This window comes from Microbacterium sp. LBN7, assembly GCF_045690345.1.
GTDB lineage: Bacteria > Actinomycetota > Actinomycetes > Actinomycetales > Microbacteriaceae > Microbacterium.
The window spans coordinates 898,595-920,532 of the sequence record NZ_CP147856.1 but is presented as its reverse complement, the minus strand read 5'-3'; the positions used below and the strand labels follow the sequence as shown (position 1 = coordinate 920,532).

Here is a 21,938-nt window from a genome sequence, read left to right as displayed (position 1 = left end):
CGGTCGTCAGTCGAAGAGGTGCGAGACGATCGACGACGTGTAGCCGGACGGCGCGAGGTTGGAATAGCGGGTGTCGATCATGATGTCGTCGCGCCAGAACAGGGTGCGTCCGTCGGTCACCGGGTACTGCGTGTTCGGCCACGTCTTCTCGCACCGGGTGCCGCCATCAGGGGTGAAGCAGGCGAACCCCTCGGTGTCGGCGAGGGCGTTGAGCATGTCGAGAGCCGGGCCGCGGTTCATCGCGGAGATCGTCGTGACGAGACGGGTCGTGTCGGCTCGGGGGTCCGCCCAGATGCAGGTGAGGGTCCCGTCGGTGCCGACGCCAGAGGGACCGAAGGCCGCGTCGTTGAGGGGCACGCCCTCGAGCTGGGCGAGCACGTCGTCAGAGAGGATCGCCCGGCAGTCGGTCGGCAGGGCGACGCCCTTCGCGGTCGGTGACGGGCTGGGGGAAGGGGTCGGCGATCCGGTCTCGGCGGGGCCGTCGGATGCTCCTGGCGACGGACTCGGTGATCCGCCGGCATTCCCCGGGCCATCGGATGCCGTTCCGCACGCGGTGAGGATCGCCACGAGGAGGAGTGCCGCGGCGCCTGCGGGGAATCGCGCGTTCATGGGCACACCGTAGCGCGCTCGCGGGTCGCACGACAGCATTCGTGCCGCGCACTCGCGGTGGCGCGTCGCGATAGGGTCGGCGGATGAGCATCGAGACTTCCGTCGCAGGATCCGTCGTCGTGATCGGCGATGCCCTGATCGACGAGATCCGCGACGATTCGGGTGTGCGCGAGCTGGTCGGCGGGGCGGCGCTGAACGTGGCCGTGGGGCTCCGGCGACTCGGCGTCGCGACGACGCTGATCGCGATGGTCGGTGCGGACGAGGCCGGGGAGCACATCCGCGAATACCTCGCCGATCACGGCGTCCGCCTCATCGAGAGCGCGGCCCCGCACGGGTCCTCGCGTGCGGTCGTGCAGCGGGCAGCCGACGGGGAACCCGACTACGTCTTCAACGAAGCGGCCCGGAAGCGCAGCATCCGCTATTCCGACGCGGCCCGCGACGCCATCGCGGAGGCGGGACTGGTCGCGATCAGCTGCTTCCCCTTCGACGTGCCGGCGGAGGTGGACGCTCTGCTCGAGGCCGCAGCGGGAGCGCGCCTTGCGATCGATCCGAATCCGCGGACCGGCATGTTGAGCGACCGGGACGAGTTCGTGAAGGGCTTCGAGCGCGCTGCTGCGGGTGCCGCCATCGTCAAGGTCGGCGCCGATGACGCGGCGATCCTCTACGACGGCGACCTCGGCGCGCTGCGCGCCCGACTCCGCGACCTCGGAGTCGGGGCTGTTCTCGCGACGGCCGGCGCCGACGGCGCGATCCTCGAGACGGACGCCGGCACCGCGGCGGCACCGATCTCGGACCTCCCGGGCCGCGTCGTCGACACGGTGGGCGCAGGGGACGCGACGCTCTCGGCGGTCGCCGCCGGGCTCGTCGGGGGGAGTCCGGCACGCCTCGTCGAGTGGCGCGCGCTGCTCACCAGGGCCATGGACATCGCCGCCGCGACATGCCGCGCCGAGGGCGGTCTGCTGCGCACGCCGGAGTCGCTCGCAGAGGCCGAACGAGGCGTCTTCGGCAGCTGACGCGTCGATTTCATGTGCCCGCGTCTGACGGGTATGATGGTCTTTCGTGCCCCCGGTTGGCTGTCGAAGTCGGACGGGTGCGCTCTGGCGAGTTACCCAAGCGGCCAAAGGGATCTGACTGTAAATCAGACTGCATCGCATTCGGGGGTTCGAATCCCTCACTCGCCACCAGCGCAGATCACACGCAACAAGCCCCGGTCGCCCGGGGCTTGTTGCGTTTCTCCCCGCGTTACGACCGGCCGCGTGCCCGATACAGTGACCTCATGATGAACCCCGTGGGCGTCTCCGTCGCCCTTCGCGAGGCGCCGTGAGCGCGCCGGCAGGCTGGTATCCCGACGCTGCGGGTGCTCCGCGCTGGTGGGATGGGTATGGGTGGGCCGACGAGTATCGGGCGCCGCCAGACCCGCTGCCGCCGCAGGCCGCTCCGGGAACGAGTTCGCACACGGTGTGGGTGTGGCTCATCGTGCTCCTCCCGCTGCTGAGCCTCTACCCGGCGTTCGTGTATCTCGACCAGATGTTGCGAGGGATGGTCGACCTGGTGGCGCTGTTCCCCACCGGCGGTTCGACTCCCGACCCCCAGCGCCTCGTCGCCGCAGAGCTGGCCCTCTTCTTCAATCCCTGGTTCCTCGTTCTGATGGTGATCGGTTGGGGATCGTCCGCCCTGTACGTGTGGTTCGCTTTCCTCGATGCGCGAGAGCTCGAGCGTCGCGGATTCGCAGACCCCTTCCACTGGCTGTGGACCTTGCTGTCTCCGCTTGCCTACGTGATCGGACGCCACGCCGTCATCCGACGCCGAGGAGGCAAGGGGGCAGCACCTCTCATCGTGACGATCGCGATCCAGATCGCCGTCTTCATCGCGGCGATGGTCTGGACTGTGGTGCTGGTGCTGCAGATGACTGCGGCCATCCTCCCTTCGAATGGCGCGTCGACGGCCCTCCCCGCTCCCGCGGAATCGGCCAGTCCTGTGGTGGATGAGTGGGTCGTCGTGACATTCGAGGACCGTGATGCCGACTTCGACCTCTCGCTCATGGACGCGATGCTCGAGACCGAGCTGGCGGCGGACGAAGCGCTGACGAGGGCGGATGCCGGCCAGATCGACGGGAACGAGATCGGAGCGGGCGAATACGCGCTGTACTTCGTCGGTCCGGATGCGGAGCGCATCTGGGAGGTGATCCAGCCGGTTTTCGACGACGCGCCGGTCCCGTGGACGCAGGTTCAACTGATGCAGGGACTCGATGATCCGTCTCCGGTGACGATCACCCCGTGACACCGAGGCCCTGCATCCGCCACACTGAGTCCCATGGGATCAGCGTTGACCACCATCGGACTTCCCGTCGCCCTCGGCATCATCATGCTGGGGCTCGGGCTCAGCCTCACCCTCGCCGACTTCGCGCGGGTGCTGAAGCAGCCCAAGGCGGTGATCATCGCGCTGCTCTGCCAGCTGCTGCTTCTTCCGGCGATCTGCTTCGGTCTGGTGCTCGCATTCCAACTCCCACCGATCCTCGCGGTCGGCATGATGATGCTCGCCGCATCGCCGGGCGGCACGACGGCCAACCTGTACAGCCACCTGTTCCGGGGTGACATCGCACTCAACATCTCGCTGACAGCGGTGAACTCGGTGATCGCGGTGATCACGCTGCCCCTCATCACGAACTTCGCCATCGCCTACTTCCAGCCGTTCGACGACCGGCTCGGCCTGCAGTGGTCGAAGGCGCTCGAGGTGTTCGCGATCGTGCTCCTCCCCGTCGCGCTCGGAATGCTGATCCGCCGATTCTGGCCGAAGTTCGCCTCGGGCATGGACAAGCCCGTGCGGATAGCATCCGTCATCATCCTCATCGTCGTCATCGTCGGCGCCGTCGTGTCGAACTGGGCATTGCTCATCTCCAACTTCACCCAGCTCGCGCTGATCACGGTGCTCTTCTGCGTGATCAGCCTGACCATCGGCTTCCTCGTCCCGCGGTGGCTGCGGGTGGGCAGGCGACAGGCCATCGCCACCTCGTTCGAGATCGGCATCCACAACGCCACTCTCGCGATCGTCATCGCGCAGTCCGTGCTCGGTTCCGTCGAACTGAGCCTCCCCGCAGCCGTCTACGGCGTGCTGATGTTCTTCATCGCCTTCGGATTCGGGTTCCTCATCCGCGATCGGACGGTGGCGGAAGAGGCGGCGCCGGCCTCGACGACATCCCAGGGTTCATAGACTGGAACGATGCGAGCGCTCACCGAAGCCGAAGTCCGGGCATCGTTCGTCAACGCGGACGAAGAGGAGCTGCGCACCCTCGAGATGCCGCACGACTTCGTGCTCGTCGACTGGGACTACCTCGACTTCTTCGCGTGGCGCGACCCGAGCGCGTCCAAGCGCGGGTACGTCCTGATCCAGCACGACGACGGCGGCGTCGTCGGAGTGGTGCTCCGCGCGTCAGAACCGGGACGAGGGCGCTCCGGCATGTGCAACATCTGCCACACGATGCAGCCGGGAAACCAGGTGGCCATGCTCTCTGCCCGCCGCACAGGAGATGCGGGTCGCCGCGGCGACTCCTTCGGCACCTACATCTGCTCCGACCTCTCGTGCCACGAGAACGTGCGGTTGGCGCACCCCCTCGCACCCAACGAGGTGCGCTCACCCGGGCAGGTGGACTTCCGGCTCGACGGCACCCGTCGGCGGATGGAGGCGTTCGTCTCGCGCGTCTGGGCGCAGGACTGATCGCGGTTACGCTGGACCCACACGTCCCATGCTCGAAGGAGAAGCCATGAGCGATGCCATCCTGTTCCGTGTCGAAGAGGGGATGGCACGGCTCACGCTGAACCGTCCGACCCGGCTCAACGCGTTCAACGCCGACCTGGCTCACGCCTGGAAGGACGTGACGGCCGAGGCCACGTCGAGAGCGGATGTGAAGGCGATCCTGCTCGACGCATCGGGCCCGGCCTTCTGCGCCGGCGGCGACGTCATCGACATGGCGACAACGATGGGATCCTCCTCCGGGGCGGACATCACGGCGCTCGCCGAGGTGATCAACGCCGGCATCCGCTCGCTCACCGAATCGTCGGTTCCCGTCGTCGCCGCGGCGCACGGGACGACGGCGGGCGGGGGACTCGGCATCCTGCTCTGCAGCGATTATGCCGTCGTCGGATCTCGTTCCCGGCTCGGCAGCCTCTACGCGAACATCGGTCTCACTCCCGACCTGTCGGTCTCGGCGCAGCTCGCCCGCGCCGTCGGGCAGCGCCGCGCGCTGCAGCTCGTCCTGCAGGACCGCCTTCTCACCGCGCAGGAGGCGGTGGAGTGGGGACTGGTCGCGGAGGCGGTCGAGGGAGAGGATGCCGCGACCGAGGCGGAGCGCGTGCGGGCACGCGGCGAGGAGATCGCACGCTTCTGGCTGGCCGGTGCCGCCGACGCGTACGGACAGGCCAAGCACCTGGTGCGATCCCAGCCGGAGCGCTCGTTCGTCGAGCAGCTGAGCGAGGAGGCCCGTTCGATCGGGGCAGCCCTCGAGACCCCGGACGCGCAGGCGCGGGTCGCGGCCTTCGCCGCGGCATCCGCGAAGCGATCCGTCTGACTGCTCCTGCACCGACCGCGCTCCGGCGGTGACTTCGCCCCGTTCGGGCGGCCGCCGGGGCAACGGGCCGCTCGCGTGGCAGGATGAGGGCATCGCCGCTCAACGAGAGGATGGCCATGTCTCAGCCGGAGATCACCGCGCATCAGACGACGCAGGGTGAGAAGAAGAACATGTCGCTGCTCATCAGGGGAGCGATCTGGATCGCCATCGGTGCGCTGATCGCTGCGGCGCTCGTGTGCGTGGTCTGGGTGCTGATCGGCGATCAGGGCGGCCTGATCGGTCGGGCGTTCCTCACCATCCTGCTCCTCGCCGCCTTCGCCGGCATCGCGATCCTCGAGGCCGGTCTCGCACCGAACCGGCCGGACTGGCTCGCACTCGCCAGCATGGTGACGTGGATCGTCGCGCTCCTGGTCGGCGCCGTGAAGATCTGGCTTCCCGAGGAGGACGGCTACTTCACGGGGGCGGAGCGGTTCTTCCAGCTGCTGCTCGTCATCGGCATCCTGCAGCTCGCCCTGCTCCACGTGCGTCTCTTCACGCCTGCGGCGCGGCGCCACGTGACGACGTTCACCCGCATCATCTACATCGCGACGATCGTGTTCCTGGCCGGCCTCGTGGGTCTGCTCATCTTCTTCCTGGCCTTCCCGCACAGCTTCGACTACAGCGAGCTCTACTGGCGCATCGTGGTCGCGCTGACGATCCTCGCGGCTGTCGGCACGACGCTCATCCCGCTCCTGAACGCGCTCTTCGCGCCGAAGAAGCCGACGCAGGCATCGGCCGCCATCGCAGCCGCGCCGGCCTGGCCCACGTACGCCGACGGCGTCACCCCGCTCCCCGCGCTTCCTGACGCGTCGCCCGACTGGAACGCCTACTACACCGGATACCCGAGTGTCGCGCCGCAGCAGCAGGCGCTCGGGCAGGCTCCGGCAGCAGCGTTCCCTGTCGCGCCGGAACCGGCCGCGCCGCAGTACGCACAGGCGTTCGCCCCGCCCGCTCCGCAGGCGCCGGAGGTGCCCCCGGCACCGCAGGCTCCCGTCGCCGAGCCTCCGGCCGCACCGCAGCAGGCGGCTCCGCCCGCATTCCCGCCGCCTCCGCCCGCACCGCAGTACCCGGCGCAGTGACGCTCGAGGGCGAACTCAAGGATCTCGCGACCGAGATCGCACGTGAGGCCGGCGAGCTCGCGCTCCGCCGTCGCCGTGACGGCGTGCATCTGGCCGCGACCAAGTCGACGATCGCCGATATCGTCACCGAAGCCGACCGCGAGGTCGAGGAACTGATCCGTGCGCGCGTCGATGCGGCCCGCCCGGACGACGGATTCCTCGGTGAGGAGTCCGGGGCCGAGAGCGGGACCAGCGGCATCACCTGGGTCGTCGATCCGATCGACGGCACCGTCAACTACGCCTACGGGATGCCGGCCTACAACGTCAGCATCGCCGCCGTGCGAGGCTCGGCGGAACCCGGGTCGTGGGAGGCGCTGGCCGCCGCGGTCAACGCCCCGGCGCTCGGCGAACTGTTCACGGCTGCCCGCGGGCACGGCGCCTGGGCGGGGGAGACCCGACTCGCGGTGACGTCCGACACCTCGGCCGGGGCGCTCCTCGCCACCGGCTTCGGATACGACCCGGCCACCCACGACGGCGACCTCGCGACCGTGCGACGTGTGATGACGATGGCGCGAGATCTGCGCCGGTCGGGATCCGCCGCCCTCGATCTCGCCTATGTGGCGGCGGGAAGACTCGACGGCTACTTCGAACGAGGGCTCAAGCCGTGGGATTTCGCGGCGGGAGCGCTCCTCGTCGAGGAGGCCGGCGGACTGGTCTCGCGCCACGACGTCGATTCGGCGCGGCCCATGCTGATCTCCGGAGGACCCGAGGTGCACGCCCGCCTCCTCGCTCTTCTGGGTGAGAAACACTGACCTGTTCATGGCATTCCCAGGCGGATACCGATAGGGTCTTACGCGATCGTTACTTTCACCACCCGAAGGTGAAAGCTGAGTTAGCGCCCCCGAGCTTGACGCACGACTGAGAGAACAACGCTTTGCCCTTCGAGAATCCCCAGGCTGCCTCTGCGCCCACGCGCCGGTCCAGCCGACTCCGCACCACGGCCTCTGAGGCCCCTGCGGTGGGACCGACGGAATCTGTCGCAGCAGCTGAGGCTGTCATCGCCCTCGCCGCTGTCGCCCCGCTCTCCCGCCGCGCCGCCCGCCAGCGTGTGACCGCCGACGCCCCGATCGACGACGCGCCCCTGACCCGCATCGACGATGCCTCTGAGCACGCAGCCGAGCCCGTCACCGTCGACGCCCCGGCCGAGACCGACAAGGTCGAAGAGCTCGTCGAGGTCTCCGAGCCGGAGACCTCCGAGGCTTTCGAGATGCCCGCAGCGACGAGCGCGGAGGCGGCGGACGACACGGCGGACGCCGACGCTTTCGAGCGCGCGTCCCGGGCATTCCGCGCGACCGGGCCCGTGCCCACGGCATCCGCTCCGTCCGAGCCGGCCGCCGGCCAGTCCACGACCGACGCGAAGAGCGAGAGCGACGCGGCTGTTCCCGCCGCGAGCCGCCGTGAGCGCAGCGCGCGCAAGGTCTTCGCCGTCGGTGCGACGGTCGGTGTCATGAGCCTCGCGGGTCTGCTCGCGGTCTCGATGACGCTCCCCGCCGAGGCTGTGGCCGCCTCCCAGGGCACGTCCCTCGCCGCGACCTCGCTCGTCGCCTCCTCCCAGCAGGCCGCCGACGGTGAGTCCGCCGACGAGATCCAGGCCTTCGTCGCTCCGGCCGGCGTCCAGAACGAGGCCCTCACGCGCGCCGACGGCTTCAGCACGATCTCGCTCGTCCAGGTCGCGGCCGAGCAGGGCATCAACTACTCCAACGAGGTCTTCACGAACGACCCCGACGCGGCCATCCAGTGGCCGTTCCTCGTCGGCGTCGGAATGACCGACGGCTACGGCATGCGCAGCGGCCGTCTGCACGAGGGCATCGACTTCGTCCCCGGCGACGGCGCTCCGATCCAGGCCATCGCCGACGGAACCGTGCGCATCGCGACCGAGCAGGGCGACGCCTACGGCGTGACCGTCTACATCGATCACGTGATCGACGGCGCGGTCATCACGAGCCACTACTCGCACATGCAGTACGGCTCGCTGCAGGTCAAGGCCGGCGACACGGTGAAGGTCGGCGACATCGTCGGCAAGACCGGAAACACGGGCCGTTCCTACGGCGCACACCTGCACTTCGAGCTCATCGTCAACGGATCGACCATCGATCCGCTGCCGTGGCTCCGCACGAACGCGGGTCGGTCCTCGTACTGACCCGCCTTGATTTCATGAGGACGCCATGGTGATGGTATTCTCGTGTGGTTGCCCCGAGAGGGGCAGCACGCCCCGATAGCTCAGTGGCAGAGCACTTCCATGGTAAGGAAGGGGTCGTCAGTTCAATCCTGACTCGGGGCTCGCAGCATTCTTCTCACACGCGGACGGATGCCTCGCGGCAGGGTAGCTCAGCTGGTTAGAGCGCACGACTCATAATCGTGAGGTCGCGGGTTCAAGCCCCGCTCCTGCTACAGATCAAGACCCCCGGTTTCCGGGGGTTTTGTCGTTTCTGGGGTGACGGCCGGAGCGGCGCGGGCGAGGATTGTGCCGGTTTTGTGCCGGACGCAGCACCACCGCTGAACGCTGGCCGCTGTCGGTGGCTGCACGGTACACTTGGGGTACGGCGGGCAGTAGCCCTCGGAGCCTGGCAGTCTTCCGGACGGTAGACGAGCCAGGCTCACGTGTTTCTAGAGTCGGAAGACCCGTGCATCGACGATCGCGTCGACCCGACGGATCCAGTCGCCGCCGTTCGAATAGCACCAAGCGACGGCGTCGCTCACCCAGAGCAGCGGATGCTCGTGGGGCGCGACGTGCCGGTAGGACATCTCTGAAGATCCTGCACGGCGGAATATTTCGGCGATCAATCTTCGGTCTGCGCGCTCGAGGGATTCGTCTCGCTCGATGATCAAATGCGCCACGCCCGCATCGACAGCCTTCTCTGTCAGCGCGGTCAGGCACAGGGGTCGTGCTTCCTTGTCCGACTGATGCTTGACGACCCACACCGACGCCCGCAGATCAAGATCGCACATGCGAGAAATGATCTGGCGGCGCCGACTGTCGCCCTCACTCTTGAAGTGGATTCGGCGCTGACCAGGCTTGAGCAGATCCCGCAACACGCGCTCGGAGACCTGCACACTCTCCATGATCGAGGCGGTGGCAACGACGTAGTAGCCTCGCGCCTTGGACTCGTCAACGTAGACGCGGTCGTTGGGGCGGAAGCTCACGGGTCCACCGTATGTCGCATGTCGGACGTTGCTATGGCGACCACAGGCTGGGCTCGAACACGAGCATCCGACTCTCGCTCTGACGCACTCTGCCGTGAACGCAGCCGCCCTCAGTCGTCCGGGATGAGCCGCTTGCCGGTGAGCAGCGTGCCCTCGCGGGTGTAGTCGAGGCCGTCGTAGAACTCCAGCACCGCGTCGTTCCCCGGACGGACCATCAGCATGACCTTCGGACATCCCAGTGCCTCGAGCCGGGCTTCCGCCTCCTGCACGAGCCGTCGACCGATGCCTTCGCCCCGGTGCGCCGGCCCGCTCGCGAGGTAGTAGAGCCACCCGCGGTGACCGTCGTACCCCGCCATGACGGTGCCGACGACGGTGTCCCGGTCGACGGCGACGAGCAGCAGCTCGGGCCACACCGCGCGGGCGCGGCGGATGTCGGCGCGAGGATCGTTCCAGGGGCGGGTGAGGCCGGTCTCGTGCCAGAGGTCGATGACCGGTTCGATGTCGGCATCGGTCAGGGCGCGGATCTCCAGAGTCACCTGGCAAATCTACTTCGGTGCCGGTGAAGCGTTCGAACGAGGGGTGGTGCCCGCGCCGGGACACCACCACTCCGATCAGTTCACCCGCGACACGTGGTAGTGCGAGATGAGCAGGTCGTCGGCTGAGTGGTCGAAGACCAGCGTCAGGTGGGTCGCAACGTCCTCGCGCCCCTCGAGGTGGAACACAGCCCCCAGGTAGGCCACGACCGCGTCATCTCCCAGGTCGTGCGCCCGAAGGACGTCGTACTCCACCGTCAGGGGGACCGGCTGGGAGGCGTAGTACTCCACGACCCCGGCACGCCCGATCGAGTGCTCCGGACGCAGCCCCTGGAACAGGGCATCCGTCGTGAACGCGGAGGCGATGCGATCGAGATCCCCGGCGCCGATTCCCTGCTGCCATCGGGTCAGCGCCGGTGCGATCCGGGCTGCGGCCGCCGTCGTCTGTGCGGTCATGATCAGTGCCCCGCGCTCTGGCCGCCGTCGATGTGCAGGAACTCGCCGGTGACGAACTCGTTCTGCTCGAGGTAGACGACCCCGCGAGCGATGTCATCCACCGTGCCGGCCTTCTGCAGTGGGTGGAAGGCCGCGAGCTGCTCCGGTGTCGCGCCGCCCTGCAGGGGAGTGAGGATCATTCCCGGCGAGACGGCGTTGACGCGGATGCCGCGATCGCCGTATTCCACCGCGAGCGACTTGGTGGCTGCCGCGATCCCGCCCTTGGTGAGGGAGGCGAGCACGGAGGGGATGTCGGATCGCGCGGACTCGACGAGCGTCGTGGTGATGTTGACGATGTGGCCGCCGCCCTGCTCCAGCATCGGGACGATCGCGTTCCGAGTGAAGTGGAAGAAGCCGCCGAGGTTGACGCCCAGGTTGAGGGCGTAGTCCTCGTCGGTCGTGTCCGTGAAGGGCTTCGCCGTGAACACTCCCACGTTGTTGACGAGCGTGTCGACCCGTCCGAAGCGGTCGAGGGCCGCGCGGACGACGTTCGCGGCGGTGGCGGGATCCGCGGCGTCGCCCGGGACGGCGAGGACTCCGGGGTCATCGCCCGCCGTGATCGAGCGGGAGGTGGCCACGACGGCGTATCCGAGCTCCCGGTAGGCGGCGACGAGTCCGGCGCCGATTCCCTGCGACGCACCGGTGATGATCGCGACTTTCTGAACAGACATGATTCTCCTATAGACGATCGGTCAACTACTGACATTGACCGTTATAGACGATCGGTCATATACTTGTCAAATGGGTCGGACATCGGATGCGCGGGAGCGGCTGCTCGAAGCAGGGGAGCGGTTGTTCGGCGAGCGCTCGTACGGAGCGATCGGCGTCGCCGAGATCAGTGCGACCGCGGGTGCGCCGAAGGGCAGCTTCTACTACTACTTCCCGTCGAAGCAGGAGTTCGCCGTCGCTGTGATCGATGAGCACTGGCGCCGTCAGAAGGCGGAGTGGTCGAGCATCCTGTCGTCCGAGGGCAGCACTGTCGATCGCCTCCACCGGCTCTTCGAGGCCACCGCCGCCGTGCAGCGTGAAGCGCAGGCGGGGGTCGGAGCCGTGGCCGGGTGCATGTTCGGCAACCTCGCCCTGGAGCTGTCATCCACGGAGCCGGTCATCCGCGAACGGCTTCAGGAGATCTTCGAGACCCAGGTCGACATGATCGCCGCCGTGCTGGGGGACGAGCGGCGCGACATGGCGACGGCCGTCGTCGCGAACCTCGAGGGCCTCGTCCTGCTCGCGAAGCTGCGCAATGATCCCTCGCTGATCGAATCCCAGTGGGTCAGCACCGCTCGGATGCTCGAGGCCGACGTCTCGGCCTGAGACCTGCGGCCCCGTCAGTCGATCGCCGGGAAACGTTCGATGTTGGCTTCGACCCAGCCGCGAAGCGCGCGCAACGGCTTCTCAGCGTCGACGCCGAGGTCGGTGAGCGAGTACTCCACGCGGACCGGGACTTCGGCGAAGACCGTGCGCACCAGCAGCGCTCGCGCTTCGAGGCGTCGTAGGGTCGCCGTCAGCACCTTCGGGCTGATGCCCTGCAGCCGGGTCTTGAGCTCGCCGAAGCGCTGCGGTCCCTCGCTGAGCGCGCCGATCACCAGAGCGCTCCATTTGTCCGCGAGCAGATCGAGCACCCCGCGGCAGGGACACTGCGCGTCGTACACGTCGTGAGGGGCGTCGATGCGGCAGGCGGTCTCGGTCAGCATCCCTCCATGGTATCTCTTGGATACTTGGGGCGCTTGCGGGTAACTGGGGGTCTTCGGATAGCGTGACGTCATGGCAAACGACACCTCCTCCCTCCCTGACTGCATGCCCGCGATCGGCGCGCGCGGGCGCCGCCCCGTCTCGGACTCCGAATCGCTCACCGACCTCTCGCTGCCGGTCCCGACGCCCACCGGCAGAGACCTCCTGGTCGAGGTCGAGGGCGTCTCGATCAACCCCGTCGATGTGAAGGTCCGCGCGGGCTCGCCGACCTCCGGTGCGCATCGGATCCTCGGCTACGACGCGGTCGGCGTGGTCGTCGGCCTCGGCGATCAGGCGACCCGCTTCGCCGTGGGGGATCGGGTGTTCTATGCGGGACAGATCGATCGCCCCGGCACCAACAGCCGCTACCACCTCGTCAATGAGAACATCGTCGGCCACGCTCCTCGTTCGCTGTCCACCGCGGAGGCGGCAGCGCTCCCGCTCACCGCGATCACGGCATGGGAAGCGCTCTTCGACAAGCTGGGTCTCGACGACCGGAGCGAGGGGACTCTGCTCGTCATCGGTGCCGCCGGCGGCGTCGGCTCTCTCATCATCCAGTTCGCCAAGGCGCTCACGAAGCTCACCGTCATCGCGGTCGCCTCGCGCCCGGAGTCGGTGGAATGGGTGGAGCGGATGGGGGCCGATCACGTCGTCGGCCGCGACTTCGTCGACGAGGTCTCCGCGATCGCCCCGAGCGGCGTCGACTACGTCTTCACGTCGTTCACGCCCGGCAACGTCCGCGCGATCGCCGACGTCATCCGTCCGCGGGGCGAGGTCGTCTCGATCGACGAGACCGGTGGCAGCATCGACGCGCTGAAGGGCAAGAGCGTGACCTGGCACTGGGAGCTGATGTTCACCCGTCCGGTGACCGACCCCGCCGATCACTACCAGCATGAGCTCCTCGAGCAGGTCGCCGAACTCGTCGACGAGGGCGTGATCCGCACCACGATGACCGAACATCTGACACCTCTGGATGCCGCGACCATGCGCCGAGCGCACGAGATCGTGGAGGCCTCGCAGACGATCGGCAAGGTCGTCGTCACCGACTGGCCGGAAGAGGCGCATCCACTATCGTGATGTGGTTATGACTGCTGCCGCTCGGCACGATGCCATCCTCCGCGAGCTCGAACTGCGCGGTTCGCTGACCAGCGCCGTCCTCGCGGCGCGGCTCGGCGTGACCCCGATGACGCTGTGGCGGGACCTGGTCGCGCTGGAGCAGCGCGGCCTGCTCGCCCGCGTGCACGGGGGCGCGATCTCGCTCGCGGTCGCCCAGCAGCAGTCGCGCGAGGACGGGTCGGGGGCGCGCGTCCGCCCCCGACCCGTGGCCACCATCGGCATGATCGTGCCGACGACCCAGTACTACTTCCCCGAGGTGATCCGCGGGGCGAGCCAGGCGGCCCATGAGGCGAACTGCCGCCTCGTCGTCGGTGCGACGAACTACTCGTCGCAGGAGGAGTTCCGTCAGGCGGAGCGCCTCATCGCCAGCGGCGTCGACGCGCTGATGATCACCCCGCACGACGCGATCGCCGAGAGCTCGCCGCTGCAGCGGATGCTGGAGGAGGCGGGCATCCCGGTCGTGATGGTCGAGAGGTCGGTCGAGGACCAGCTCGCCGGGCGCCTCGAATGGGTCCGCACCGATCACGCGCACGGCGCCGAGGTCGCCGTGCGCCACCTCGCACAGCAGGGGCACCGTGCGATCGCGCTCGCCGCGCGGCCCGCGGCGACCGTCGCCGGGCTCGACGCGGGGTTCCGGCGCGCGATGGCCGCGATGGACCCGGCATCCGCGCTCGGGCTCCGCCGCGACCTCTCGCACCCGCGGATCGGCGACAACGCCGACATCGCAGAGCTCGGCGACCTGCTCGACGACTGCGTGCAGCAGGGGATCACTGCGGCGATCCTGTTGGGCGATGCGGATGCGATGGCCTTCCTCGACCTGGTCCTGGAGCGAGGGCTGCGCGTCCCCGAGGACTTCGCTGTGGTCGCCTACGATGACGAGGTCGCCGCCTTCGCGACCGTGCCGCTGACCGCCGTCGCGCCGCCGAAGCACGAGCTCGGGCACACCGCGCTGCGACTGTGCGTCGATCAGCTGAAGCGCCCCGCCGCCTCCGCCCACACGCCGGTGCGCATGGCGCTCCTCCCGGCCCTGGTGGTGCGGGATTCGTCCGTCCGCGCCGGGTGAAATGTTAGGTTTTGTGAGAAATCCACCGCTCTCCTTGGTGAATCGCTTCGGGTGACGAAAGATCGGACTCGCACGGTCAACGATTCGAAGGAGAACCCGCGATGTCCCTGCGTCGAACTTCCCTCTCTGTGGCGGCACTGGTCGCCACCTCCGCACTCGTCGCGGGTTGTGCTGCGAGCAGTCCCGCAGCCGAACCCGTGAAGACCGAGACTCCGAAGGGCGAGGTCACCTTCTGGTCGTTCCTCAGCGGCATGGCCAATGTCGCCGCCGCGTTCAACGCGAGCCAGGACGACATCACCGTGAACTTCGAGGAGATCCCGAACGGAGCCAACGGCGGCTACACCAAGCTGTCCGCGGCGATCGAGTCCGGCAGCGGACCCGACATCGTCGGCATCGAATACGACCGGCTCCCCGGATTCGTCGCAGCCGAGCAGCTCGCTCCCGTCGGCGATCTGGTCTCCGGCGATGTCCTGGGGGAGTACGACGAGCAGGTGCGCAACCTGGTCACTTTCGGCGACGCCGCCTACGCGCTGCCGTACGACGCCCCGCCCATGGTCGTCTGGTACCGACAGGATGTCCTCGAGGCGGCCGGTGTCGAGGTCCCGACCACCTGGGACGAGTTCGAAGAGGCGGCGCGCGCGCTGAAGGCCGTGAACCCCGACGCCTACCTGACGAGCTTCTTCACCAACGAGCCGCAGCTCGCCCCCATGGCGTGGCAGGCCGGAGCCGAGTGGTTCAGCGTCGAGGACGAGAGCTGGAAGGTCTCGGTCGACGACAAGAAGTCGCAGGAGGTCGCCGACTACTGGCAGCGCCTGATCGATGACGGACTGGTCAAGGCGCAGCTCGGTTTCAGCGACGAATGGACCGCCGACCTCAACAGCGGTGTGGTCAACGGCTGGGTCGGCGGCTCCTGGAGCGCGTCCGCGCTCAAGACCCGCACCGAGGCATCCGGCATGGCCGGCAAGTGGATCGCGGCCGCTCCGCCGTCGTGGGACGGCGAGCCGACAGGCGCGCTCAGCGGCGGCACGAGCTTCGCGATCCCGGAGAACTCCGAGAACGCCGCCGCAGCGGCGGTGTTCCTCGAATGGCTCGTGACGTCGCCCGACGCCATCGAGGCGCGAGGTGCTGTCGGCACCGCGTACCCGGCGTTCCCGGGGCTGGCCGACGTCGCGGCATCCGTCGCACCCGTCGAGTACTACGGCAACGACATCTACGAGGTCTTCGACGAGGCGTCCGCGAACCTCGGCCCCTGGGCCTGGGGGCCGAAGTACGACCTCACGGCGACTGCCCTCAAGGACTCGGTCACCGCGTCGCCCACGCTGGGCGACGCACTGACGGCCACGCAGCAGGCCACTGTCGACGGGCTCGAGAAGCTCGGCCTGGACATCAAGGAATAAGCGGATGCTCCGTCGGGCGGGCGTTGCAGGGGGAGGGACCCCGCCCGGCGGTTCAGATCGAAGGACATCGATGATGACAACTCCGGCACCCGCGAAGCGGCGGACGAGGAAGACGATACCGGGAACGGGCGGGCGCACCGCCTCGGTCTTCCTGATCCCCTTCTTCACGCTCTTCGCCCTGACGATGATCGCCCCGGTGATCTACGCGATCGGCATGAGTCTGTTCGCCGAGAAGCGCAGCGGCCTCGGCTTCGGCGGCTCGACCACCGAGTTCGTGGGTCTCGGGAACTACGTCGAAGTCCTCGCGGATCGCACCTTCACCGATGGCTTCGGGCGCCTCGCCCTCTACTGCCTGCTCTACGTCCCGTCGCTGCTCGTCGTCGCCCTGGTGCTCGCGCTCCTGCTCGACTCGGCCGTTGCCTACGCCAAACGGGCATTCCAGCTGCTGCTCTTCCTGCCGCACGCGGTTCCGGGAGTGATCGCGGCTCTCATCTGGGCCTACCTGTACACCCCGGGCGTGAGCCCGATCGTGAAGGCGCTGGAATCGGGTGGCATCGGGATCGACTTCCTCTCCGTGCAGCTCGTGCTCCCCTCGATGATGAACATCGCGGTGTGGGAGTGGGCGGGCTACAACGTGATCATCCTCTTCACCGCCCTCCAGGCCGTGCCGCGCGAGATCCTCGAAGCCGCAAGGGTGGACGGCGCGGGGGAGATCCGCACCGCGTTCTCGATCAAGACTCCTCTGGTCTGGCCGGCGATCGGCGTCGCGCTCCTGTTCACCGTGATCGGCTCTCTCCAGCTGTTCACCGAGCCGAAGATCCTGTCCTCCGCGACGACCGCGGTCACCAGCACCTGGGTGCCGAACATGTGGGCGTACGACGCGGCCTTCAATCGGAACGACCTTCCTCAGGCCGCAGCAGCGTCGATCATCCTCGCCCTGCTTGCCGGACTGCTGTCGTTCGTCGTCACCCGATTCACCTCGAAGGAGAGGACGCAATGACCGCCGTGATCGATCGTCCCGTGCCCCGCGCCGCGGCACCCGTGAAACCGCCGCGGGCCCCTCGTCGAAACCTCGCCGGCGGGCGTCACCTGCCGTCGAAGGTCGCGGTCAACGGCCTGTTGATCCTCGGCTCGGCCTACATGGTCCTGCCGCTGCTGTGGCTCGTGTTCGCCGCGACGAAGAACGCCGGCGAGCTCTACTCCGGAGACGCTTTCGCCTTCGGGTCGGATCTCGTCGCGAACATGCAGCGACTGCTCGGCCAGGACGACGGCATCTTCCTGCGCTGGCTGGGCAACAGCATCCTCTACGCCGGAGTCGGCGCCGTCTTGGGAGGGTTCGTCTCCTTGATGGCCGGGTACGCCTTCGACAAGTTCGAGTTCCGCGGCAAGCGGGGTCTCTACGCCTCGGTCCTCGTCGGCGTGCTGATCCCGAACACCGCGACCGTGATCCCGCTGTATCTGCTGGCGGCGTCGATCGGTCTCACGAACACGATCTGGGCGGTGCTCATCCCGACCCTGTGCAACCCGTTCAGCGTGTACCTCGCGAGAGTGTTCTCCTCGGGCTATCTGCCGGCGGAGACTCTCGAAGCCGCGCGGGTCGACGGAGCGGGCCCCATCCGCAGCTTCCTCCAGGTCGGACTCCCGATGCTCGTGCCGGGATTCGTCACGATCGCGCTCTTCCAGTTCGTGGGCATCTGGAACAACTTCATGCTCCCGCTCATCATGCTGCAGAACCGCGATCTCTTCCCCTCCAGCGTCGGCATCGCGCTGTGGCAGAGCCAGGTGCAGCAGAATCCGGAGTTCGCAACTCTCGTCATCGCGGGCTCCTTCATCTCGGTCCTGCCCCTGATCATCGCGTTCGTGATGCTGCAGCGCTTCTGGCGGGCGGGCCTCTCCGCGGGGAGCGTCAAATGAGCCGCCGCCCCGTGATCGCCTTCGCGATGCCGGAATCCGTCAGGCAGCGCGTGTTCTCGGCGCGGACGATGACGGAGTACGCGGGCGTCGGCGAAGTCGCGGGTCAGCTCACCGAGTTCGATTCGGCATCCGCGCGTCGGATCCTCGGCGACGTCGAGGTGCTGATCACCGGCTGGGGGGCACCACGACTCGACGCCGCGCTGCTGGATGCCGCACCTCGACTCGAGGCGGTTCTGCACGCGGCAGGGACGGTCAAGCCCTACCTGGATCGCGCAGTCCTCGACCGCGGGGTGCGCGTCAGCTCGGCGGCCGCGGCCAACGCGGTGCCCGTCGCCGAGTATGCGGTCGCGATGATCGTCCTCGCGGGCAAGCGCGTGCTCCCGATCGCCCGTCGATACCGGGACCTCCAGGAGGACTTCGACATCGAAGCCGCCTTCCCGGGGATGGGGAACTACGGGCAGCGGATCGGCATCATCGGCGCGTCGAAGATCGGCCGGATCGTGATCGACATGCTCAAGGCCTACACGTTCGAGGTCGTGGTCTACGACCCGTACCTGAGCGACGCCGAGGCGGCAGCGCTGGGCGTCGCGTCGGTCCCGCTCGATGAGCTCCTGCGCACGAGCGACGTCGTCTCCGTGCATGCGCCTTCGCTGCCGTCGACCCGTGATCTGGTGGACGCCCGCGGCATCGGCATGATGCGCCGCGGTGCGACCCTGATCAACACGGCGCGGGGCGAACTGGTGGATCAGGAGGCCCTCACCCGCAGGGTCGTCGACGGCGAGCTCTTCGCCATCCTCGACGTCACCGTCCCCTGGATCCTGGAGACGGACCATCCGCTGTACGCCTCGGAGCACGCCCTTCTCACGCCGCACATCGCCGGATCCCTCGGTGCGGAGCTCGGTCGGCTCTCCGGGTCGATGCTCGACGAGCTCCGGAGGATCGCCCGCGGCGAGCCGCTCCGGCACGAGATCGCACCGGATCTCCTCGCCATCACCGCCTGACCGCACTTCCCCGACCCGAGTCCCCGACCCCTCCGCAGTTCAACGACGACCCAAGGAGCTCCACCATGTCCGAAAACACCGCGATGTCCCGCCGCACCGTGCTGCTCGCCGGAGCCGGCGGTCTGCTCGCCGCCGCTGTCGGCATCGTCTCGCCGTCGCCCGCTCAGGCCTCGTCGCTCGTGCGAGCCGGGCGCGGCTCGACGACGATCACCGAGATCGGCCCCGGCATCCTGCAGTACTCCCTCATGAGCGGAGTGCTCCTCGACGGCATCTGCTACATCGGCTCGCGCAACCTCGAGCCGACCGGCATCCTCGCCTTCGACGTCGCCTCCGGCACGGTGACCCATTCGACGACGCTCGCCACGGGGCACAGCATCCAGGCGCTGGCGGTCGATCCGGTGCGGAAGGTCCTCTACGCCGGCATCCTGCAGAAGGCCGCGGGAAACGACAACCTCTACCGGTGGGACCTCGCCGATCTCTCCGCTCCCGCCGTCTCGATCGGGCGGATCGGCGACCGCGATGTGCGCGATCTCGCCGTCTCTCCCGACGGCACCGTCTTCGCGGTCGGCGGCGGCGGCACCGGCGCGCCGGCCCTCTGGCAGTACTCCCCGTCGACCGGGGCCGTCACGAGCCTCGGGGTACCCGATCCGAAGGCGACGCTGGCCCGTGCGGTGGCCGCGACCGACCAGACGGTCTACTTCGGCGCCGGCAGCACGCTCGGCGGCGGCACCGAAACGAGCCGGGCGGCGCTCTACGCGTACGACCGCGCGTCGGCCGCGTTCACCGACATCACGCCGTCCGAGATGGTGAACGACCCGAGCATCCGCGAACTCGCCGTCGACGGCGACCGGCTGCTCGCATCGACCGCGGGTTCCCTCGAGCAGTCGAAGATCGCCGCGATCTCGCTCGCGGATCACACGTCGTACGAGCTCGTCACCTCGATCGGCAAGACCGCCAAGAGCTTCGCCGTGATCGACGGCGACGTGTACTGCGCGAACGAGGCGGGCGTGCTGCGCTGGTCACCGGGAGCGGTGGCGGTCGAGCAGCTTCCGCTGAGCATCGAGCTCGGCGAGATCTGGGGCCTCGATGCCCACGACGGCGGACTCGTCGCGGTGTCGGGATACGCGGTCGTCGCGGCCTTCGACCGCGACGGCACCCTTCGGTCGGAGGTCGATCTCGGCGATGCGGGCGCGCCGATCAGTGCGCAGACCTGCATGGGCATCGCGGTCGGCGCCGGTTTCGCGTACGTGGGGGGAAACGGCGGCATCGCGCGCCACGATCTCGGCAGCGGCGAGGTCATCAACCTCCGTGCACCGGGTGAGGCGAAGGATGCCGAGGTCATCGGCGGCGTGCTCTTCACCGGTCAGTACAACTCGCAGGGGATCTGGTCCTACGATCCCTCCTCCGGGGAGCCGATCCGCCGCGTGGCGTCGTTCCCCTCCGAGCAGAACCGGCCGCTCGACACGCACTGGGACGACTGCAACGGGCTGCTCCTGGTGGCGGCGCAGGCCGACACCGAGGGCGGTGGCTCGCTCTGGACGTACGACCCCCGTACGGGCGCGAGCACGCACGCGATCAATCCGATCGATGACGTGCAGCTCGTCCGTGCGGTCGTCTCCGTGGACGGCGTCGCCTATCTCGGCGGCGACAACGCGCAGAAGACGGGCCCGCGCGGCACGATCGTGGCGTGGGATCCGATCGCTCATCGAGAGCTCTGGCGAATCGAGACCGCGCAGGCGAACGGGATCGGTGCTCTCGCGAGCCACGGTCGACACCTCTTCGCGCTGACGCAGCGGGGCACCCTGTTCGTGATCGACCGCCCGCGTCGGAAGATCGTCCACACCGCTGATCTGAAGTCCATCGCCCCCGGGTTCGTGGCCATGAAGGCGGCTCGTGGCGTGATCTATGGAGTCTCCGACACCACGCTGTTCCGCATCGACCCGAAGTCCTTCGAGGTCACCACCGTCGTGGCGGCCATCAACGGCGGCTGGTACAGCGGACCGCACCTCAACGTCGACGAGGAGGGTGTCGTCTACACCCTGCGCGGACGCACGCTCGTGAAGGTCGATGACCACCCCCGGAAGCCGTGACCTCATGGCCGTGCGCATCGGAGGCGTGAGCGCAACCCCCTGAGGGAGTCGGCTGCGGGCGCGTACGTTCACCCCATGAGCCCTGCACCGGCAACAACTCATACCCACGTCGACATCGACGGTCACGACTTCCTGCTAAGTCCCGGGCAGGACCTCGAAGACCTGATGCGCCGGATCGAGGATGCCGCGCGATCGGAGGGCACCTTCGTCGGCTTCATCTCCCAGGGCGTTCGCCTCAGCGCGCTGATCTCGCGGTCGAGCCGGGTCGTCATCGCGATCGATGACGACCCGGGGACCGGGCCGCCGTCGGACCTGGGGGAGTACGCGCACGCCGAATGGGAGTACTGACCGCGGGGCGGAAGAGGCTGGCGCGCCGGTCGTCGCCGCGTCTATGGTCGGATGCATGAAGTCATCCATCTCAGGAACGACCATGCCCGTCCTCGAGGTCACGCTCGACCCGGGCGAGAGAATCGTCGCGGAGGGTGGGGACGTGGCCTGGATGTCCCCGGGGTTCGCCCTGGACACGTCGACCGTGCACGGCACCGGAGGACAGGGTGGCTTCATGAGCGGTCTGAAGCGCGTGCTGGGCGGCGCGCAGCTGTTCCTCACCGAGTACACCGCTCCCGCGCAGGGCGGCCTGGTCGCGTTCGCGGCGCAGCTGCCGGGCACGATCCGTCAGATCGACATCGACGCGGCCGATCAGTTCATGGTGCAGGCGGGCTCGTACACGGCGAGCACACGCGATGTGGAGGTCACGGTCGGACTGCAGAAGAAGCTCGGCGCAGGGATCTTCGGCGGCGCCGGCGTCGTGTTCCAGAAGCTGACCGGCTCCGGTACGGCGTGGGTGCAGCTCGCGGGGGAGATCACGGAGTACACGCTCGCGGCGGGTCAGTCGCTTCTCATCCACCCGGGGCACCTCGCCATGTTCGACGCGAACATGGATCTGCAGTTCACCTCGATCAAGGGCATCAAGAACAAGTTCTTCGGTGACTCGCTGTTCCTCGCCGAGATCCACGGCCCTGGACGCATCTGGCTGCAGTCGATGACGCCCGCGAAGCTCGCGGCAGCCATCGAGCCCTACCTGACCGAACGCTCCGGCAGCTCGAGCACCTCCTAGAGGACCC

The 21,938-nt window shown here is 68.4% G+C and carries 24 protein-coding genes and 3 tRNA genes; 21 read left to right on the top strand and 6 right to left on the bottom strand.

Annotated elements, in window-relative coordinates:
- Positions 1-6: 6 nt before the first annotated feature.
- Positions 7-609, bottom strand: coding sequence for a hypothetical protein (locus tag LBN7_RS04425; RefSeq protein ID WP_341946220.1), 603 nt, complete (start codon positions 607-609; stop codon positions 7-9).
- Positions 610-692: 83 nt separating this feature from the next.
- Here LBN7_RS04425 and LBN7_RS04420 point away from each other — a divergent pair, with 83 nt between their 5' ends.
- The 11 genes from LBN7_RS04420 to LBN7_RS04370 all read left to right on the top strand — a co-directional run bounded on the left by LBN7_RS04420 (position 693) and on the right by LBN7_RS04370 (position 8,721).
- Positions 693-1,622, top strand: a complete 930-nt coding sequence (locus LBN7_RS04420) for a PfkB family carbohydrate kinase (protein WP_407361065.1) — start codon at positions 693-695, stop codon at positions 1,620-1,622.
- Positions 1,623-1,708: 86 nt separating this feature from the next.
- Positions 1,709-1,793, top strand: a tRNA-Tyr gene (locus LBN7_RS04415).
- A gap of 136 nt (positions 1,794-1,929) precedes the next feature.
- Positions 1,930-2,889, top strand: a complete 960-nt coding sequence (locus tag LBN7_RS04410) for a DUF2510 domain-containing protein (RefSeq protein ID WP_407361064.1) — start codon at positions 1,930-1,932, stop codon at positions 2,887-2,889.
- 45 nt (positions 2,890-2,934) lie between these two features.
- Complete coding sequence (locus tag LBN7_RS04405; protein ID WP_407361063.1) at positions 2,935-3,819, top strand: bile acid:sodium symporter family protein; 885 nt, start codon at positions 2,935-2,937, stop codon at positions 3,817-3,819.
- Positions 3,820-3,828: 9 nt separating this feature from the next.
- A complete protein-coding gene (locus LBN7_RS04400) occupies positions 3,829-4,323 on the top strand; it encodes an FBP domain-containing protein (protein ID WP_407361062.1) in 495 nt (164 codons plus the stop codon).
- A 46-nt stretch (positions 4,324-4,369) separates the two neighbouring features.
- Positions 4,370-5,173 (top strand): enoyl-CoA hydratase/isomerase family protein, encoded by an 804-nt coding sequence (locus tag LBN7_RS04395; RefSeq protein WP_341946216.1) that lies wholly within the window; start codon positions 4,370-4,372, stop codon positions 5,171-5,173.
- Between the two features lie 116 nt (positions 5,174-5,289).
- Complete coding sequence (locus tag LBN7_RS04390; RefSeq protein ID WP_407361061.1) at positions 5,290-6,291, top strand: hypothetical protein; 1,002 nt, start codon at positions 5,290-5,292, stop codon at positions 6,289-6,291.
- Complete coding sequence (locus LBN7_RS04385; RefSeq protein WP_407361060.1) at positions 6,288-7,082, top strand: inositol monophosphatase family protein; 795 nt, start codon at positions 6,288-6,290, stop codon at positions 7,080-7,082. The genes LBN7_RS04390 and LBN7_RS04385 overlap by 4 nt, the downstream gene beginning before the upstream one ends.
- A gap of 206 nt (positions 7,083-7,288) precedes the next feature.
- Positions 7,289-8,470 (top strand): peptidoglycan DD-metalloendopeptidase family protein, encoded by a 1,182-nt coding sequence (locus tag LBN7_RS04380; protein WP_407361059.1) that lies wholly within the window; start codon positions 7,289-7,291, stop codon positions 8,468-8,470.
- A gap of 69 nt (positions 8,471-8,539) precedes the next feature.
- Positions 8,540-8,611: transfer RNA gene (locus tag LBN7_RS04375), tRNA-Thr, on the top strand.
- A 36-nt stretch (positions 8,612-8,647) separates the two neighbouring features.
- Positions 8,648-8,721: transfer RNA gene (locus LBN7_RS04370), tRNA-Met, on the top strand.
- Positions 8,722-8,937: 216 nt separating this feature from the next.
- Here the strand turns inward: LBN7_RS04370 and LBN7_RS04365 are convergent.
- The 4 genes from LBN7_RS04365 to LBN7_RS04350 all read right to left on the bottom strand — a co-directional run bounded on the left by LBN7_RS04365 (position 8,938) and on the right by LBN7_RS04350 (position 11,173).
- A complete protein-coding gene (locus LBN7_RS04365) occupies positions 8,938-9,474 on the bottom strand; it encodes a hypothetical protein (protein ID WP_407361058.1) in 537 nt (178 codons plus the stop codon).
- 110 nt (positions 9,475-9,584) lie between these two features.
- Positions 9,585-10,010, bottom strand: coding sequence for a GNAT family acetyltransferase (locus LBN7_RS04360; RefSeq protein WP_407361057.1), 426 nt, complete (start codon positions 10,008-10,010; stop codon positions 9,585-9,587).
- A 75-nt stretch (positions 10,011-10,085) separates the two neighbouring features.
- Complete coding sequence (locus LBN7_RS04355; protein ID WP_407361056.1) at positions 10,086-10,463, bottom strand: YybH family protein; 378 nt, start codon at positions 10,461-10,463, stop codon at positions 10,086-10,088.
- A 2-nt stretch (positions 10,464-10,465) separates the two neighbouring features.
- Positions 10,466-11,173: an SDR family NAD(P)-dependent oxidoreductase gene (locus tag LBN7_RS04350; protein WP_116634501.1), complete on the bottom strand. Its 708-nt coding sequence runs from the start codon at positions 11,171-11,173 to the stop codon at positions 10,466-10,468.
- Between the two features lie 70 nt (positions 11,174-11,243).
- Here LBN7_RS04350 and LBN7_RS04345 point away from each other — a divergent pair, with 70 nt between their 5' ends.
- Positions 11,244-11,816, top strand: a complete 573-nt coding sequence (locus LBN7_RS04345; protein ID WP_407361055.1) for a TetR/AcrR family transcriptional regulator — start codon at positions 11,244-11,246, stop codon at positions 11,814-11,816.
- A gap of 14 nt (positions 11,817-11,830) precedes the next feature.
- Here the strand turns inward: LBN7_RS04345 and LBN7_RS04340 are convergent, their stop codons facing one another.
- Positions 11,831-12,196: a helix-turn-helix domain-containing protein gene (locus tag LBN7_RS04340; protein WP_116634503.1), complete on the bottom strand. Its 366-nt coding sequence runs from the start codon at positions 12,194-12,196 to the stop codon at positions 11,831-11,833.
- A gap of 70 nt (positions 12,197-12,266) precedes the next feature.
- On the opposite strand from LBN7_RS04340, the gene LBN7_RS04335 reads away from it, so the two are divergent.
- From LBN7_RS04335 to LBN7_RS04295, 9 genes are all read left to right on the top strand, one after another.
- On the top strand, positions 12,267-13,310 hold the full coding sequence (locus LBN7_RS04335) for a zinc-binding alcohol dehydrogenase family protein (RefSeq protein WP_407361054.1): 1,044 nt from the start codon (positions 12,267-12,269) through the stop codon (positions 13,308-13,310).
- 7 nt (positions 13,311-13,317) lie between these two features.
- Positions 13,318-14,412, top strand: a complete 1,095-nt coding sequence (locus tag LBN7_RS04330) for a substrate-binding domain-containing protein (RefSeq protein ID WP_407361053.1) — start codon at positions 13,318-13,320, stop codon at positions 14,410-14,412.
- A 197-nt stretch (positions 14,413-14,609) separates the two neighbouring features.
- Complete coding sequence (locus LBN7_RS04325; RefSeq protein ID WP_407361052.1) at positions 14,610-15,809, top strand: ABC transporter substrate-binding protein; 1,200 nt, start codon at positions 14,610-14,612, stop codon at positions 15,807-15,809.
- A 73-nt stretch (positions 15,810-15,882) separates the two neighbouring features.
- Positions 15,883-16,809 (top strand): carbohydrate ABC transporter permease, encoded by a 927-nt coding sequence (locus LBN7_RS04320; RefSeq protein ID WP_407361051.1) that lies wholly within the window; start codon positions 15,883-15,885, stop codon positions 16,807-16,809.
- On the top strand, positions 16,806-17,723 hold the full coding sequence (locus LBN7_RS04315; protein WP_407361050.1) for a carbohydrate ABC transporter permease: 918 nt from the start codon (positions 16,806-16,808) through the stop codon (positions 17,721-17,723). Before LBN7_RS04320 ends, LBN7_RS04315 begins: the two co-directional genes overlap by 4 nt.
- On the top strand, positions 17,720-18,724 hold the full coding sequence (locus tag LBN7_RS04310; protein WP_407361049.1) for a hydroxyacid dehydrogenase: 1,005 nt from the start codon (positions 17,720-17,722) through the stop codon (positions 18,722-18,724). Before LBN7_RS04315 ends, LBN7_RS04310 begins: the two co-directional genes overlap by 4 nt.
- A 65-nt stretch (positions 18,725-18,789) precedes the next feature.
- Positions 18,790-20,814 carry a hypothetical protein gene (locus LBN7_RS04305; RefSeq protein WP_407361048.1) on the top strand — a complete coding sequence of 675 codons (2,025 nt, stop codon included), beginning with the start codon at positions 18,790-18,792 and terminating at the stop codon, positions 20,812-20,814.
- A gap of 75 nt (positions 20,815-20,889) precedes the next feature.
- A complete protein-coding gene (locus tag LBN7_RS04300; RefSeq protein ID WP_407361047.1) occupies positions 20,890-21,162 on the top strand; it encodes a hypothetical protein in 273 nt (90 codons plus the stop codon).
- A 55-nt stretch (positions 21,163-21,217) separates the two neighbouring features.
- Positions 21,218-21,931: a TIGR00266 family protein gene (locus LBN7_RS04295; RefSeq protein ID WP_116634774.1), complete on the top strand. Its 714-nt coding sequence runs from the start codon at positions 21,218-21,220 to the stop codon at positions 21,929-21,931.
- Positions 21,932-21,938: the final 7 nt, after the last annotated feature.

Bases quoted from the DNA above. Each gene is read 5' to 3' on its own strand.
- LBN7_RS04425 (WP_341946220.1), bottom strand. From the start codon at position 609: ATGAACGCGCGATTCCCCGCAGGCGCCGCGGCACTCCTCCTCGTGGCG.
- LBN7_RS04420 (WP_407361065.1), top strand. From the start codon at position 693: ATGAGCATCGAGACTTCCGTCGCAGGATCCGTCGTCGTGATCGGCGAT.
- LBN7_RS04400 (WP_407361062.1), top strand. From the start codon at position 3,829: ATGCGAGCGCTCACCGAAGCCGAAGTCCGGGCATCGTTCGTCAACGCG.
- LBN7_RS04395 (WP_341946216.1), top strand. From the start codon at position 4,370: ATGAGCGATGCCATCCTGTTCCGTGTCGAAGAGGGGATGGCACGGCTC.
- LBN7_RS04390 (WP_407361061.1), top strand. From the start codon at position 5,290: ATGTCTCAGCCGGAGATCACCGCGCATCAGACGACGCAGGGTGAGAAG.
- LBN7_RS04355 (WP_407361056.1), bottom strand. From the start codon at position 10,463: ATGACCGCACAGACGACGGCGGCCGCAGCCCGGATCGCACCGGCGCTG.
- LBN7_RS04350 (WP_116634501.1), bottom strand. From the start codon at position 11,173: ATGTCTGTTCAGAAAGTCGCGATCATCACCGGTGCGTCGCAGGGAATC.
- LBN7_RS04345 (WP_407361055.1), top strand. From the start codon at position 11,244: ATGGGTCGGACATCGGATGCGCGGGAGCGGCTGCTCGAAGCAGGGGAG.
- LBN7_RS04340 (WP_116634503.1), bottom strand. From the start codon at position 12,196: ATGCTGACCGAGACCGCCTGCCGCATCGACGCCCCTCACGACGTGTAC.
- LBN7_RS04335 (WP_407361054.1), top strand. From the start codon at position 12,267: ATGGCAAACGACACCTCCTCCCTCCCTGACTGCATGCCCGCGATCGGC.
- LBN7_RS04330 (WP_407361053.1), top strand. From the start codon at position 13,318: ATGACTGCTGCCGCTCGGCACGATGCCATCCTCCGCGAGCTCGAACTG.
- LBN7_RS04320 (WP_407361051.1), top strand. From the start codon at position 15,883: ATGACAACTCCGGCACCCGCGAAGCGGCGGACGAGGAAGACGATACCG.
- LBN7_RS04315 (WP_407361050.1), top strand. From the start codon at position 16,806: ATGACCGCCGTGATCGATCGTCCCGTGCCCCGCGCCGCGGCACCCGTG.
- LBN7_RS04310 (WP_407361049.1), top strand. From the start codon at position 17,720: ATGAGCCGCCGCCCCGTGATCGCCTTCGCGATGCCGGAATCCGTCAGG.
- LBN7_RS04305 (WP_407361048.1), top strand. From the start codon at position 18,790: ATGTCCGAAAACACCGCGATGTCCCGCCGCACCGTGCTGCTCGCCGGA.
- LBN7_RS04300 (WP_407361047.1), top strand. From the start codon at position 20,890: ATGAGCCCTGCACCGGCAACAACTCATACCCACGTCGACATCGACGGT.
- LBN7_RS04295 (WP_116634774.1), top strand. From the start codon at position 21,218: ATGAAGTCATCCATCTCAGGAACGACCATGCCCGTCCTCGAGGTCACG.